This is a genomic window from Paraburkholderia sp. (assembly GCF_004298475.1).
Taxonomy (GTDB): Bacteria; Pseudomonadota; Gammaproteobacteria; order Burkholderiales; family Burkholderiaceae; genus Paraburkholderia; species Paraburkholderia denitrificans.
The window spans coordinates 62,358-75,714 of record NZ_SCRP01000016.1 but is presented as its reverse complement, the minus strand read 5'-3'; the positions used below and the strand labels follow the sequence as shown (position 1 = coordinate 75,714).

17 protein-coding genes are annotated in these 13,357 nt (G+C 65.0%); 1 reads left to right on the top strand and 16 read right to left on the bottom strand.

The window, feature by feature from the left end; translation table 11 throughout:
- Positions 1–17 precede the first annotated feature (17 nt).
- Positions 18–1,232 carry a Do family serine endopeptidase gene (locus tag EPN59_RS09485; RefSeq protein WP_293040948.1) on the top strand — a complete coding sequence of 405 codons (1,215 nt, stop codon included), beginning with the start codon at positions 18–20 and terminating at the stop codon, positions 1,230–1,232.
- A 172-nt stretch (positions 1,233–1,404) separates the two neighbouring features.
- Here the strand turns inward: EPN59_RS09485 and tatC are convergent, their stop codons facing one another.
- From tatC to EPN59_RS09405, 16 genes are all read right to left on the bottom strand, one after another.
- A complete protein-coding gene (tatC, locus tag EPN59_RS09480; RefSeq protein WP_293040946.1) occupies positions 1,405–2,193 on the bottom strand; it encodes a twin-arginine translocase subunit TatC in 789 nt (262 codons plus the stop codon).
- Positions 2,194–2,233: 40 nt separating this feature from the next.
- Entirely contained in the window at positions 2,234–2,812 is a 579-nt protein-coding gene (tatB, locus tag EPN59_RS09475) for a Sec-independent protein translocase protein TatB (RefSeq protein WP_293040945.1), read from the bottom strand.
- 43 nt (positions 2,813–2,855) lie between these two features.
- Positions 2,856–3,098 (bottom strand): Sec-independent protein translocase subunit TatA, encoded by a 243-nt coding sequence (tatA, locus tag EPN59_RS09470; protein ID WP_293045935.1) that lies wholly within the window; start codon positions 3,096–3,098, stop codon positions 2,856–2,858.
- A 162-nt stretch (positions 3,099–3,260) separates the two neighbouring features.
- Entirely contained in the window at positions 3,261–3,629 is a 369-nt protein-coding gene (locus tag EPN59_RS09465) for a histidine triad nucleotide-binding protein (protein ID WP_293033919.1), read from the bottom strand.
- Between the two features lie 69 nt (positions 3,630–3,698).
- On the bottom strand, positions 3,699–4,091 hold the full coding sequence (locus EPN59_RS09460) for a hypothetical protein (RefSeq protein ID WP_293033918.1): 393 nt from the start codon (positions 4,089–4,091) through the stop codon (positions 3,699–3,701).
- A gap of 100 nt (positions 4,092–4,191) precedes the next feature.
- The gene (locus EPN59_RS09455) at positions 4,192–4,560 is read right to left on the bottom strand and encodes a phosphoribosyl-ATP diphosphatase (protein WP_293033917.1); all 369 of its coding nucleotides are present in this window, start codon (positions 4,558–4,560) and stop codon (positions 4,192–4,194) included.
- Positions 4,557–4,973 carry a phosphoribosyl-AMP cyclohydrolase gene (hisI, locus tag EPN59_RS09450; protein ID WP_293033916.1) on the bottom strand — a complete coding sequence of 139 codons (417 nt, stop codon included), beginning with the start codon at positions 4,971–4,973 and terminating at the stop codon, positions 4,557–4,559. Before hisI ends, EPN59_RS09455 begins: the two co-directional genes overlap by 4 nt.
- Before the next feature lie 2 nt (positions 4,974–4,975).
- Positions 4,976–5,749: an imidazole glycerol phosphate synthase subunit HisF gene (gene hisF, locus EPN59_RS09445; RefSeq protein WP_293033915.1), complete on the bottom strand. Its 774-nt coding sequence runs from the start codon at positions 5,747–5,749 to the stop codon at positions 4,976–4,978.
- A gap of 144 nt (positions 5,750–5,893) precedes the next feature.
- Positions 5,894–6,646, bottom strand: coding sequence for a 1-(5-phosphoribosyl)-5-[(5-phosphoribosylamino)methylideneamino]imidazole-4-carboxamide isomerase (gene hisA, locus EPN59_RS09440; RefSeq protein WP_293033914.1), 753 nt, complete (start codon positions 6,644–6,646; stop codon positions 5,894–5,896).
- A gap of 154 nt (positions 6,647–6,800) precedes the next feature.
- Positions 6,801–7,442 carry an imidazole glycerol phosphate synthase subunit HisH gene (hisH, locus tag EPN59_RS09435; protein ID WP_293033913.1) on the bottom strand — a complete coding sequence of 214 codons (642 nt, stop codon included), beginning with the start codon at positions 7,440–7,442 and terminating at the stop codon, positions 6,801–6,803.
- A 302-nt stretch (positions 7,443–7,744) separates the two neighbouring features.
- Positions 7,745–8,332, bottom strand: a complete 588-nt coding sequence (gene hisB, locus EPN59_RS09430) for an imidazoleglycerol-phosphate dehydratase HisB (protein ID WP_293033922.1) — start codon at positions 8,330–8,332, stop codon at positions 7,745–7,747.
- 75 nt (positions 8,333–8,407) lie between these two features.
- Positions 8,408–9,484 carry a histidinol-phosphate transaminase gene (gene hisC, locus EPN59_RS09425; protein WP_293033912.1) on the bottom strand — a complete coding sequence of 359 codons (1,077 nt, stop codon included), beginning with the start codon at positions 9,482–9,484 and terminating at the stop codon, positions 8,408–8,410.
- A 164-nt stretch (positions 9,485–9,648) separates the two neighbouring features.
- Positions 9,649–10,968, bottom strand: a complete 1,320-nt coding sequence (gene hisD, locus EPN59_RS09420) for a histidinol dehydrogenase (RefSeq protein WP_293033911.1) — start codon at positions 10,966–10,968, stop codon at positions 9,649–9,651.
- A gap of 73 nt (positions 10,969–11,041) precedes the next feature.
- Positions 11,042–11,728 (bottom strand): ATP phosphoribosyltransferase, encoded by a 687-nt coding sequence (hisG, locus tag EPN59_RS09415; RefSeq protein WP_293033910.1) that lies wholly within the window; start codon positions 11,726–11,728, stop codon positions 11,042–11,044.
- On the bottom strand, positions 11,725–12,987 hold the full coding sequence (gene murA / locus EPN59_RS09410; protein ID WP_293033909.1) for a UDP-N-acetylglucosamine 1-carboxyvinyltransferase: 1,263 nt from the start codon (positions 12,985–12,987) through the stop codon (positions 11,725–11,727). Before murA ends, hisG begins: the two co-directional genes overlap by 4 nt.
- Positions 12,988–13,107: 120 nt before the next feature.
- A complete protein-coding gene (locus tag EPN59_RS09405; protein ID WP_293033908.1) occupies positions 13,108–13,347 on the bottom strand; it encodes a BolA family protein in 240 nt (79 codons plus the stop codon).
- Positions 13,348–13,357: the final 10 nt, after the last annotated feature.

The window sequence follows — 13,357 nt, the reverse complement described above, 5'->3', positions numbered from 1 at the left end:
AATCCTCTAATCATCAGATGCTTAGACGCTTTTGGCTGTTCTTCGCCCAGGCGGTGACGGTCCTGCTTGCGCTGATGTTCATCATCGCAACGCTCAAGCCGCAGTGGCTGCAGCATCAGGGGCAATTCGGCAAGCAGCTTGCCGAGCCGATGGTCGCACTGCGAGAGGTGGCGCCCGGGATCGGCAGCGGCCCGGCGCAGGGCTCCTATGCGGACGGCGCCCAAAAGGCGATGCCCGCGGTCGTCAATGTGTTCTCGAGCAAGGACGGGTCGCTCCCGCCCGACGCGCGCCAGAACGATCCGCTGTTTCGCTACTTTTTCGGTGATCGCAACCACAACCGCAAGCCGCAGCAGCCGCCCGCCGCGAACCTCGGTTCGGGCGTCATTGTCAGCCCGGACGGTTACATTCTAACGAACCAGCACGTGATCGAAGGTGCGGATCAGATCGAAATCGCACTATCCGATGGCCGCACCACGACTGCGAAGGTGATCGGCATCGACCCCGAAACCGATATCGCGGTCCTCAAGATCAACCTGCCGAACCTGCCCACCATCACGCTCGGCCGCATGGACCGGGCGCGCGTGGGCGACGTCGTGCTCGCCATCGGCAACCCGTTCGGCGTCGGCCAGACGGTGACGATGGGCATCATCAGCGCGCTCGGGCGCAATCACCTCGGCATCAACACGTTCGAAAACTTCATCCAGACCGACGCGCCGATCAACCCCGGCAACTCGGGCGGCGCGCTCGTCGACGTGAACGGCAACCTGCTCGGCATCAACACGGCCATCTACTCGCGCTCGGGCGGCTCGCTCGGCATCGGTTTCGCCATTCCTGTCTCCACCGCGCGCAGCGTGCTCCAGAGCATCATCACGACAGGATCGGTCACGCGCGGCTGGATCGGCGTCGAGCCGCAGGATGTGACGCCCGAGATCGCCGAATCGTTCGGGCTGCACCAGAAATCGGGCGCAATCGTCGCGGGCGTGCTGCAAGGCGGCCCCGCCGACAAGGCCGGCATCAAGCCGGGCGATATCCTGCTCTCCGTGAACGGCCAGGAAATCACCGATACGACGCGCCTGCTGAACGTGATCGCCCAGATCAAACCCGGTACCGACGCCAAGGTCCATCTCGCACGCAAGAACCACGACATGGATCTGGACGTGATGATCGGCAAGCGCCCGCCGCCGCCGAAGCAGGCCGATCAGGAAGACGGCGAAGGCGACAGCGGCGGCTGATCGGGCTGGCGAGGTGGTCATCGCCCGCACTACCGGCACAACCCGCAGCACAAACAAGAAAGGCCGCGAACTCACCGTTCGCGGCCTTTCTTTTTGATGCGTGCGCAGGGCGTGATGCGTACACCCGGCGGTTCGGTGGCCGATGCGCGGACGCTTGTGCCCGCGCGCCCGGCTAGCTGCTCGCCGTCTCGCTATTGTCGGAATCGGGTGTCTTCTCGCCCGTGCCGATGAAGACCCGTGCGGCGATGATCCCCGCCTCGTAGAGCACGATCAGCGGCAACGCGAGAATGAGCTGCGAGAACACGTCCGGCGGCGTGACGACGGCTGCGACGATGAACGCGCCGACGATCACATAGGGCCGAATCTCCCTGAGCTTCTTCACCGTGAGCAGTTTCATGCGCACGAGCAGCACGACCACAATCGGCACTTCGAAGGTCACGCCGAACGCGAGGAACATGGTGAGCACGAAGCTCAGGTAGTTGTCGATGTCGGTGGTCATCTCCGCGCCGAGCGGCGCGTTGTAGTGCGCCATGACACGGAAGATGGTCGGAAACACGACGAAGTAGGCGAACGCCATGCCGCACAGAAACAGGACGTAGCTGCTCGCGACGAGCGGCACCACCAGTTTCTTTTCGTGCTGATAGAGACCAGGGGCGATGAACGCCCAGATCTGGTAGAGCACGAATGGCAGCGCGATCACGAACGCGACGAGCATCGTGACCTTCATCGGCACGAAGAACGAGCCGGTGACGTCGGTGACGATCATCTTTCCGTCGCGCGGCAGGTTCTGCATCAGCGGACGCGCGAGCAGACGGAAGATATCGGGCGCCCAGTAGACGAGCCCGATAAACACGACGATGACCGAAATGCCCGCGCGGACGATGCGATCGCGCAATTCGACGAGATGCGAGATGAAGGACTCTTGAGCGCCTTCATCCTGGTTTTGCTGGGGGTCGCTCACACCGGCCCTCGGTTGGATGAGTCCATGCCCGTTGTGGGCATTAGAAGAAGCGCACCGGCCGCCGCAGGCTGGCCGGTGTATGTTGTGCGACGCGTGCCGCGCCTGACTGCACGCGCGTGCGCCGCTGCGTCTCGCGCTTGTACCACTTCGGAGCCGCAGCCTGCTTCACGCGCCAGTTCTTGCGTTTGGCCGGCCGCGCACCTGCGTTGCTGCTGCGCCAGAACGACGACGTACCAGCGCTTGCGGTGCTTGCAGTGCTCGCAGTGCCCGACGTGCTTGCGGAACTGGTCGCAGTTGTCTGCGCGCCGATCACGGCGCCTGGCGACACCGAAGTGCCTCCGCCAAACGCCTCGTTCAGTTCGGTCTCCTGCTTGCGCAGATTGTCCTGAACCGTCTTCTCGACGTTCTGCGCCGCCTGCTCGAACTCCGTCTTCACACGGCGCAGTTCGTCCAGTTCGATCTCGCGCGAAACTTCCGCCTTGACGTCGTTGATGTAGCGCTGCGCGCGGCCGAACAGCGCCCCGGCAGTGCGTGCCACGCGCGGCAGCCGCTCCGGTCCGAGCACGACCAGCGCAACTACGCTGATCAGCGCCATCTTGGTTAGACCCAGATCGAGCATGAATGCAGATTTCCGTCAGCCAGTGGTAGGGCAAGCCGCCGCGTTAGCGGTAGTCGTTCGAACGCGGGGTTTTGTCCCGGGCTTCGACGTCGACCGTGCTGCCATCGGACGGCAGTTCACGCTTTTGCTGGTCGGCTGCGGGGGCATCGCCCTCGCGCATGCCGTCCTTGAAACCCTTCACCGCACCGCCAAGATCGCTGCCGATATTGCGCAGTTTCTTCGTCCCGAAGACGAGCGCCACGATCAGCAAAACGATCAGCCAGTGCCAAATGCTCAATGAACCCATGATTCCAATTCTCCTTTACCCCGTCGTCACCCAGCTTGTGCGGCGATTAACGCTGGCGCGCCAGGAGCGCGCCTCTTTTGCGCCCACCGAAAATCCGGAGCGACGCGATTCAAAATAGTGCCTGGATACCGCAACCTCAGCCAGGCGACCTCCGCGCGGCGCTCAACCCATGCGTTGCCAGGGCCGCGGCCCGGCGAGCAGATGAGCGTGCAGGTGATACATCTCCTGACCGCCGCCCGGCCCCGTATTCACGACCGTGCGAAATCCTGTTTCGCCGCCCGTGTACGACACGCCCAGCTCTCTTGCGAGGCGCGCGACCAATACCATCATTCTACCAAGCAGAGGGGCGTCACTTTCAAAGCAATCCGCGAGAGTGGCAATATGCCGTCGTGGGATGACAAGCACATGTGTTTGCGCCGCAGGGCGAATGTCGCGGAAGGCGACGAATTCGTCATCTTCATAAACGCGCGAGCTCGGAATTTCGCCATCGGCGATCTTGCAGAAAAGACAGGTGCTGCGGTCGTGAGTCATGGTGCTCCTGGTGAGCATGGCGCGCAATGGATGTGGATGGACTACCCGGAAAGCCGGCCCGGCGGACCTTCAGACCCACCCGCGCGGGTTGGCGAGCGGCTTGTTGTCGTAGAGATACAGCCAGCCTTTGATGATACGGTACAAGGTCCAGATCGCGACAGCCCACAGAATCGGAATGCCGATCAGTGCGATGAAGAGCGCAATACCGATCAAATGCCCCGCGAGCCCCAGCCAGAAGGTGCGGATCTGCCAGGTGAAGTGCTGCTCGTACGGCGTGCCAAGCACCTCGTCGCGCTTGAGGTAGTTCAGGATGATCGCGATAAGCACCGAAATACCGCCCGTGAGCCAGTAGATGGCGTAGAGCGCGTAGAGAACATGCGTGAAGGTACGCAGGCTGCGCAGACGCTCCGCATCGAGCGGATCGCGAACGGTCTGGGGCGGAAAATCGCCGGGCATGGACATGCTGTTCGTCTCCCTGTCGTTCCGGAGTGAATGCTTCAGCACTCGTGCCGGCCGCGCTGCCGGCACTTCAGTCATCAGTTAACGACCGATCGGCCGCTCATCAGTCGCCGTTTTGCTCGCGCGCGCGGCTCTTGCGCAGCGCCTTTTCCTCAAGGCCCGACAGGCCTTCGCGGCGTTCCAGTTCCGCCAGCACGTCGGCCGGGCTCAGGTCGAAATGCGAGAGCGCGACGAGGCAGTGGAACCACAGGTCGGCCACTTCGCCGACAAGCGCCGTCGGCGCGCCGCCCTGGCGCACGTCCTTGGCCGCCAGCACGACTTCGGTGGCCTCTTCGCCGATCTTCTTGAGCACCGCATCGTCGCCCTTGTGGAAGAGGCGCGCGACGTAGGATGCGTCCGGATCGCCGCCCTTGCGGCTGTCGATCACCGCCGCGAGGCGCAGCAGCGTGTCGTTGGTCGTGAGTTGCGTCATTTGTAGATGTGTTCGGGGTCTTTCAGCACGGGATCGACGGCGACCCAGCGGCCGTCGTCGACGGTGCCGTCGAATTGCTGGAAAAAGCACGAGTGGCGGCCGGTATGGCACGCGATACCCGAGACCTGCTCGACCTTGAGCAGCACGACGTCCTCGTCGCAATCGAGACGGATGTCGCGGACCTGCTGCACGTGGCCCGACTCCTCGCCCTTGAACCACAGGCGCTGGCGCGAGCGCGAAAAGTACACGGCGCGGCCCGTTTCGACCGTTTTCGCGAGCGCCTCGCGGTTCATCCACGCGAACATCAGCACGTCGCCCGTCGAGGCTTCCTGCGCAATCACGGGCACGAGACCGTTGGCGTCCCAGTTGATCTTGTCGAGCCAGGCAGCGCCCGGCGTAGCGTTCGTCGTCACGATTACAACCTCACCGAGATGCCCTGCGCGGCCATGAAGCGCTTCGCCTCGCCGACCGTATGTTCGCCGTAGTGGAAGATGCTCGCGGCCAGCACGGCGTCGGCATGGCCTTTTACGACGCCGTCGGCCAGATCCTGCAGGCCGCCCACGCCGCCCGAGGCGATCACCGGAATTGGCACTGCGTCGGAGACCGCGCGCGTCAGTTCGAGGTCGAACCCGCTCTTCGTGCCGTCGCGGTCCATGCTCGTGAGCAGGATCTCGCCCGCGCCGGATTCGGCCATCTTGCGCGCCCATTCGACGGCGTCGATGCCCGTCGCCTTGCGCCCGCCGTGCGTGAACACTTCCCAGCGCGCAGGCTCACCGGCGGCAGACACGCGCTTCGCGTCGATGGCGACGACGATGCACTGAGAGCCGTATTTGCCGGAGGCGTCGCGCACGAGCTGCGGATTCGCCACCGCCGACGAGTTCATGCTGATCTTGTCCGCGCCCGCGTTCAGCAGCCGGCGCACGTCCTCCACGGCGCGCACGCCGCCGCCGACCGTCAGCGGAATGAAGACCTGCGACGCAACCGCTTCGATGATCGGCAGGATCAGGTCGCGCTGGTCCGAGGTGGCGGTGATGTCGAGGAAGGTCAGTTCGTCCGCGCCCTGCTCGTCGTAGCGGCGCGCGATTTCTACGGGATCGCCCGCGTCGCGCAGCTCGACGAAATTGACGCCCTTGACGACCCGCCCGGCAGTCACGTCGAGACAGGGGATGATGCGTTTGGGTAGAGCCATGATCTTGCCGATGTTGCCCGTCGATTGAATCAGTGGATGTGCCTGCCGGCGATGGGTCTGCAACCTGACGCGTCGTGGCGGGCGCAGCCGGTTGCGGCCGGCCAGACAGCGCGTTACGGGTCCGTTACGGGTCCTTATGCGTCCTTACGCGTCGTCGGATTCGCGCAGGCTGTCCGCCCGCGTCTGTGCTTGCGCGAAATCAAGGTCGCCCGAATAAATCGCGCGGCCGCAGATCACGCCTTCGACGCCCTCGCCTTCGACCTCGCACAGCGCGTCGATGTCGGCGAGATTCGACAGTCCGCCGCTCGCGATGACCGGAATCTTCACCGCGCGCGCAAGGCGCACCGTCGCGTCGATGTTGATGCCCTGAAGCATGCCGTCGCGGCCGATGTCGGTGTAGATGATCGACTGGACGCCGTAGTCCTCGAACTTGCGCGCGAGATCCACGACTTCATGGCCCGTGAGCTTGCTCCAGCCGTCGGTGGCGACCTTGCCGTCCCTGGCATCGAGGCCGACGATGATATGCCCCCCGAATGCCGTGCACGCTTCCTGAAGGAAGCCGGGGTTCTTCACGGCTGCGGTGCCGATGATCACGTACGAGAGGCCGTCGTCGAGATAGCGCTCGATCGTGTCGAGATCGCGGATGCCGCCGCCCAACTGCACGGGGATCTGGTCGCCGACTTCCGCGATGATCTCGCGGATCGCGTCTTCGTTCTTCGGCTTGCCCGCGAATGCACCGTTCAGATCGACGAGGTGCAGACGGCGCGCGCCGCGCTCGACCCAGTGTCGGGCCATGGCCGCCGGGTTCTGGGAGAAAACCGTCGCCTGGTCCATATCGCCTTGCTTAAGGCGCACGCAGTGACCGTCTTTGAGATCGATGGCCGGAATCAGCAGCATAGCTATCGGGGGATATCTGGGAAATAAAGTGGAATTCAGCCGACGCCGGGAAAAAAGGTCAGATCCGGCGCCGCTTCGCTAGTTTAGTACAACTCTTTCCGCACGCTTGCAGACGCAAGGGCGACAAGGCTCGCCCGCGCAATCACGGGTTCCATCACGGGTTCCAGTGAACGAAATTGCGATAGACGCGCAAGCCCGCCGCGGCGCTCTTTTCCGGGTGGAATTGAGTGGCGAAGATGTTATCCCGCGCCACCGCCGAGGTAAACGCTGCGCCGTACGGCGTTTCGCCTACCGTGTGCGCCGCATTGTCCGGCACAACGTAATAACTGTGCACGAAGTAAAAGTAGCTGTCGTCGGGCACGCCTTCCCAGAGCGCATGGCCGCGCGCCTGGTGGACGATGTTCCAGCCCATCTGCGGCACCTTGAAGCGCGAGCCGTCGTCCTGAAGCTGGTCTTGCAGCTCGAAGCGCACGACCTTGCCGGGCAGCAGGCCGAGGCCCTTCGTGTCGCCCTCGGCGCTCCAGTCGAACAACATCTGCTCGCCGACGCACACGCCCATCAGCGGCTTCGTGCGCGAAGCCTCGATCACGGCTTCCTGCAGGCCCGATTCGGCGAGGCTGCGCATGCAGTCGGGCATCGCGCCCTGGCCGGGCAGCACCACGCGGTCCGCTGCGCGAATCGCCTCGGGATGCTCGACGATCGCCACATCCGCTTCCGGTGCAGCCTGCCTCAGCGCCTGGGCCACCGAACGCAGGTTGCCCATCCCATAATCCACAATCGCAATTGAAGTTTTCATCTCGAATCAGGCCGCCTGGGCCTTGCCCTTCGCTTTGGCTTTACGTGACTTCTCGTGACTTTGCATGACACTACGTGACATTACGTGCATTACGTGCATTACGTGGCGACGGAAACGCGCGCGTGCGCCTGTGTGCCGTCCCAACCGATCCCGCCCGAGCGCTCGCGGTTCGCATTCACGAGACGTCACACGCAATGTGACCCGTGCGCCGCGCACCAAGGCTTCATTCAGCCCGACGGCCGCATAGTCGCGCGACGCGTGCCGCTTCGCGAATCCGTTCGCCCGGATGGGTGTTTCGCTCGTTAGAGGCTGCCCTTCGTCGACGGGATTTTGCCCGCCGCGCGCTCGTCCAGTTCGCTCGCCATGCGCAGCGCGCGGCCGAACGCCTTGAATACGGTTTCCATCTGGTGGTGAGCGTTCAGGCCGCGCAGGTTGTCGATGTGAAGCGTGACGCCCGCATGATTGACGAAGCCGCGGAAAAACTCGATCGACAGATCGACATCGAACGTGCCGATGCGTGCGCGCGTGAACGGCACGTGGAATTCGAGGCCCGGGCGTCCCGAGAAGTCGATGACGACGCGCGACAGCGCCTCGTCGAGCGGCACGTAGGCATGGCCATAGCGGCGGATGCCCTTCTTGTCGCCGATGGCCTGCGCCACCGCCTGTCCGAGCGTGATGCCGACGTCTTCCACCGTATGGTGGTCGTCGATATGCGTGTCGCCCTGCGCCTCGATCTCGAGATCGATCAAACCGTGTCGTGCAATCTGGTCGAGCATGTGGTCGAGAAACGGCACGCCGGTTGCGAGCTTTTGCTCGCCGGTGCCGTCCAGATTGATCTTGACGCGGATCTGCGTTTCGCTGGTGTTGCGAACGACTTGCGCGACGCGCATGGCAATTTCCTTCATTCAGCCGCTCAGTCAGCCGGTCATTCAGCCGGTAACAGGAGAGTTAGAGAACGGAGCCCGTCACTTGAGCACGAGCTTCAGTGCGGCGAGAAGCTGCGCGTTTTCGTCGGGCGTTCCGACAGTCAAACGGACGCAATTCGCCAGCAATGGGTGCATTTTACTCACGTTTTTGATCAAAACCCGCACGCCCAGCAGCGTATCGAACACAGCGGCAGCGTCGGGCACGCGCACGAGCAGGAAATTGCCGGCGCTCTCGAACACCTCGGCGCCCGGCAGACTCGCCACCTGGGCGGCCAGCACCGCGCGCTCCGCACGCAGTTGCGCGGCCTGCGCATCGAGCACGTCGATGTGGTCGAGCAGGAAGCTCGCCGTCGCCTGCGTGAGCACGTTCACGTTGTACGGCGGACGCACCTTGTCGAATTCGTTGAGCCACGTCGCCCGCCCGGCGAGATAGCCGAGACGGATCCCGGCAAGTCCGAGCTTCGACATCGTGCGCATCACGACCACGTTGTCGAACTCGCCCGCGCGCGGCATCCAGCTTTTCTGCGCGAACGGCTGATACGCCTCGTCGATCACGACGAGGCCCTGCGCATCCTGTGCGGCCGCAACGATGCGCTCGATGGCGGCGTCGTCGAAGAGCGTGCCGGTCGGGTTGTTCGGGTAGGCGAGCCAGATCACCGCAGGGCGGTGTTCGGCAATCGCGGCGAGCATCGCTTCGGTATCGAGCGTGAAGTCGGCCTTGAGCGGCACGCCGACGAATTCCGCCTGGGCGAATTTCGCCGAAATCGCATACATCACGAAGCCCGGCACCGGCGCGAGCATCTTCGCACCGGGCTTCGCGCACGCCATCGTGATCATGCTGATGATTTCGTCCGAGCCGTTGCCGAGCAGCACGTCGCACTCGGCGGGCACATGCATCGCGGCCTTGAGCTTCGCGATGAGCGTCTCGGGGCGCGGCGCCGGATAGCGGTTCAGCGCGACCTGCGCCAGATGCTCGCCGAGCTGGGCGGCCAGCGCGGCGGGCAGCGAAAACGGGTTTTCCATGGCGTCGAGCTTCACGAAGCCGGTGGCGTCGGGGACCGGATAGCTCGTCATCGCGAGTACGTCGCGACGGATGATGTCTCGTGGCGTTGTCATATTGGGCAGGCCCGCCCTCGCGAACGGGGCAAGCGCTTGCGAGCGGCTTCAAGGCCGCTCTGGTTGTCGTCAGGTCTCGCGCTTGTGGTACGTCGGCTGTCCGTCCTGGTCCCGCACGGCGAACTGGCAGGCGCACGGCGCTTGCCAGCGAGTTCAAAGCGGGTTCAAAGCTGCTTCATGCGGTATTCGGCGCTGCGCGCATGCGCCTGCAAGCCCTCGCCGTAAGCCAGCTCCGCGGCGATCTCGCCGAGCGTCTGGGCGCCTTCGGCGCTGACCTCGATGAGACTCGAACGCTTGATGAAATCATAGACGCCGAGCGGCGACGAAAAACGTGCAGTACGCGACGTCGGCAGCACGTGATTCGGGCCCGCGCAGTAGTCGCCGAGACTCTCGCTCGTGTAGCGGCCCAGGAAGATCGCGCCTGCATGGCGGATCTCGGTCCCCCACTTCTGCGGCTCCAGCGCCGAGATTTCGAGGTGCTCCGGCGCGATCTCGTTCGCAATCGCACAGGCTTCCGCCATGTCGCGCACCTTCACGAGCGCGCCGCGGTTCGTGAGCGACGTGGCGATCACGTCGGCGCGCGGCATCGCGGGCAGCAGCTCGTCGATTGCGTCTTCCACGCGCTTGATGAACGCCTCGTCCGGGCACAGCAGGATCGACTGCGCGAGTTCGTCGTGCTCGGCCTGCGAGAACAGATCCATCGCAACCCAGCGCGGATCGGTCGTGCCGTCGCACAGCACGAGAATTTCCGACGGCCCCGCGATCATGTCGATGCCGACCGTGCCGAACACGCGGCGCTTGGCCGACGCGACATAGGCGTTGCCGGGGCCGCAGATCTTGTCGACGGCCGGGATCGTGGCGGTGCCGTAGGCGAGCGCCGCCACGGCCTGCGCGCCGCCGATCGTGAACACGCGGTCGACGCCGCCGAGCAGCGCCGCAGCCAGCACGAGCGGGTTCTTCACGCCGTCCGGCGTGGGCACGACCATGACGATCTCGCGCACGCCCGCAACCCGCGCCGGAATCGCGTTCATCAGCACCGACGACGGATACGCAGCCTTGCCGCCCGGCACGTAAAGCCCGACGCGGTCGAGCGGCGTGACTTTCTGGCCGAGCACGGTGCCATCGGATTCGGTGTACTGCCAGCTATGCGAGCCGCACTCGATGCGCTGCTTCTCGTGGTAGCCGCGCACGCGCGCCGCCGCCGCTTCGAGCGCCGCGCGCTGCTTGGGCTCGAGGCTCTCCAGCGCCGCTTCGAGCTCGCTGAACGGCAGCTCGAGCGCCGCGACGCTCGCCGAAGCGAGACGGTCGAAGCGGTTCGTGTACTCGAGCACGGCGGCATCGCCGCGCGCTTTCACGTCGGCGAGGATCTGCGCCACCGCGCGCTCGATCGCTTCATCCTCGCTCGCCTCGAACGCGAGCACCGCGTGCAGCGCCTTCTTGAAGCCTTCGGCGCTGGAATCGAGTTTGCGAATCGTGATTGCCATGCTGATATCCATCCGTATCGGTTGTGCGCGGGTTATGCGCGTGACGCATGCGCGCGCGGGCGGCGCTTTTGCCTTATGCAGCCTGTTCGCCGCGGTGCGACGCGCGCTCGAACGCGTCGATGATCGGGCGCAGCGCGGTGCGCTTCAGCTTGAGCGCCGCCTGGTTGACGACGAGGCGCGACGAGATCGGCATGATCTCCTCGACTTCGACCAGATTGTTCGCGCGCAGCGTGCTGCCCGAGCTGACGAGGTCGACGATCGCATCGGCGAGGCCGACGAGCGGCGCCAGTTCCATCGAGCCGTACAGCTTGATGAGGTCGACGTGCACGCCCTTCGCCGCGAAGTGCTGCCGCGCGGTTTCCGTGTACTTCGTCGCGACGCGCAGACGCGCACCCTGGCGCACGGCGCTCGCGTAGTCGAAGCCCGCCGCCACCGCGACCGACATGCGGCAACGGGCGATGTCGAGGTCGACCGGCTGGTACAGGCCGCTGCCGCCGTGTTCGAGCAGCACGTCCTTGCCCGCCACGCCGAAATCGGCGGCGCCGTATTCCACGTAGGTGGGCACGTCGGACGCGCGCACGATGATGACGCGCAGGTTCGGATCGGTGGTCGGCAGAATCAGCTTGCGCGAGGTCTCCGGATCTTCGGCCACGTGTACGCCCGCGGCGGCGAGGAGCGGCATCGTCTCTTCGAAGATGCGGCCCTTCGAGAGCGCGAGCGTGAGCGGCGCGGCTGCGGCCGGCGTCGTAGGCGTGCTCATGCTGCGTTCCCCTTGATGCGCTTCACGTTCGCGCCGATTGCGTTGAGCTTCGCCTCCATGCGGTCGTAGCCGCGATCGAGGTGATAGATGCGGTCGATCAGCGTCTCGCCCTCGGCGCACAGCCCCGCGATCACGAGACTCGCCGACGCGCGCAGATCGGTCGCCATGACCTTCGCGCCCGACAGCTTCTCGACGCCCGTCACGAGCGCGGTGTTGCCGTCGATCGTGATGCGCGCGCCGAGCCGGTTCAGCTCCTGCACGTGCATGAAGCGGTTCTCGAAGATCGTTTCGACGACCTGCGAGGTGCCGTCCGCGAACGCATTGAGCGCCATGAACTGCGCCTGCATGTCGGTCGGGAATGCCGGATATTCGGAAGTGCGCACGTTCACGGCGCGCGCGCGCGCGTTCATGCGCACGCGCATCCAGTCGTCGCCCTCTTCGATCGTCGCGCCCGCTTCGCGCAGCTTGTCGGTGACGGCGTCAAGGATGCGTGCGCGCACGTGGCGCAGCGTGACGTCGCCGCCCGCCGCCGCGACGGCGCACAGGAACGTGCCGGCCTCGATGCGGTCGGGAATGACCGTGTGTTTCGCGCCGTGCAGCTTCTCGACGCCCTGGATCACAAGACGGTCCGTGCCGATGCCGTCGATCTTCGCGCCCATCGCGACGAGCAGATGCGCGAGGTCGCCCACTTCGGGCTCGCGCGCGGCGTTTTCGATCACCGTCTCGCCATCGGCGAGCACCGCGGCCATCAGCAGGTTCTCCGTGCCGGTGACCGTGATCATGTCGGTGACGATGCGCGCGCCCTTCAGGCGCTTCGCGCGCACCTCGATGAAGCCGTGCTCGATGTTGATCTCGGCGCCCATCGCCTGCAGGCCCTTGATGTGCTGGTCGACCGGGCGCGCGCCGATTGCGCAGCCGCCCGGCAGCGACACTTTCGCCTCGCCGAAGCGCGCGACGAGCGGCCCGAGCACGAGGATCGACGCACGCATGGTCTTCACGAGCTCGTACGGCGCGACGAGGTTCGTCACGTTCGCGGCATCGAGCTGCACGCGATTGCCCGACTGCTCGGTGCGCACGCCCATCTGGCCGAGCAGCCTGAGCGTCGTGCGCACGTCCTGCAGATCGGGGACGTTGTCGAGATGGACCGGCTCCGCGCTCAGGAGACCCGCGCAGAGAATCGGCAGCGCGGCATTCTTCGCACCCGAAACGGCCACTTCCCCCGCGAGCTTCTGCCCGCCGACGATGACGAGTTTGTCCATGCCTGAGGTTTCCTGATCGGTGCGGCCAGCCCGCGGCGGCGCATCTTTCGTGTGAACGGCGCCACTGGCGGCGCCGTCCTTATCCTGGGTATCCTGGGTGATTCGCACTGATGTTCCAGATTAACCGTTCTGCCATTCGGCGGGCGTGAGCGTTTTCATGCTGAGCGCGTGCACTTCCGCGCGCATGCGCTCGCCGAGCGCTGCGTAGACGAGCTGATGGCGCTGGATCGGGCGCTTGCCTTCGAAGGCGGCCGAGACGATGGTCGCGTAGAAGTGCTGGCCGTCGCCCTTCACTTCGAGGTGCTCGCACGGAAGGCCTGCGGCGATGTATTGCTGGATCTGATCTGGAGTCGGCGACATGGAAAGAGGC

Coding starts and splice junctions, on each gene's coding strand:
- hisG (WP_293033910.1), bottom strand. CDS start 11,728: ATGAGCACGCCTACGACGCCGGCCGCAGCCGCGCCGCTCACGCTCGCG.
- tatA (WP_293045935.1), bottom strand. CDS start 3,098: ATGGGTTCATTGAGCATTTGGCACTGGCTGATCGTTTTGCTGATCGTG.
- hisB (WP_293033922.1), bottom strand. CDS start 8,332: ATGCGCGTCGCGCAAGTCGTTCGCAACACCAGCGAAACGCAGATCCGC.
- hisC (WP_293033912.1), bottom strand. CDS start 9,484: ATGACAACGCCACGAGACATCATCCGTCGCGACGTACTCGCGATGACG.
- hisA (WP_293033914.1), bottom strand. CDS start 6,646: ATGCTGCTGATTCCGGCCATCGATCTCAAAGACGGTCACTGCGTGCGC.
- murA (WP_293033909.1), bottom strand. CDS start 12,987: ATGGACAAACTCGTCATCGTCGGCGGGCAGAAGCTCGCGGGGGAAGTG.
- EPN59_RS09465 (WP_293033919.1), bottom strand. CDS start 3,629: ATGACTCACGACCGCAGCACCTGTCTTTTCTGCAAGATCGCCGATGGC.
- EPN59_RS09455 (WP_293033917.1), bottom strand. CDS start 4,560: ATGACGCAACTCACGACCAACGACACGCTGCTGCGCCTCGCGGCGGTG.
- hisD (WP_293033911.1), bottom strand. CDS start 10,968: ATGGCAATCACGATTCGCAAACTCGATTCCAGCGCCGAAGGCTTCAAG.
- EPN59_RS09460 (WP_293033918.1), bottom strand. CDS start 4,091: ATGTCCATGCCCGGCGATTTTCCGCCCCAGACCGTTCGCGATCCGCTC.
- tatB (WP_293040945.1), bottom strand. CDS start 2,812: ATGCTCGATCTGGGTCTAACCAAGATGGCGCTGATCAGCGTAGTTGCG.
- hisF (WP_293033915.1), bottom strand. CDS start 5,749: ATGGCTCTACCCAAACGCATCATCCCCTGTCTCGACGTGACTGCCGGG.
- hisH (WP_293033913.1), bottom strand. CDS start 7,442: ATGAAAACTTCAATTGCGATTGTGGATTATGGGATGGGCAACCTGCGT.
- EPN59_RS09485 (WP_293040948.1), top strand. CDS start 18: ATGCTTAGACGCTTTTGGCTGTTCTTCGCCCAGGCGGTGACGGTCCTG.
- EPN59_RS09405 (WP_293033908.1), bottom strand. CDS start 13,347: ATGTCGCCGACTCCAGATCAGATCCAGCAATACATCGCCGCAGGCCTT.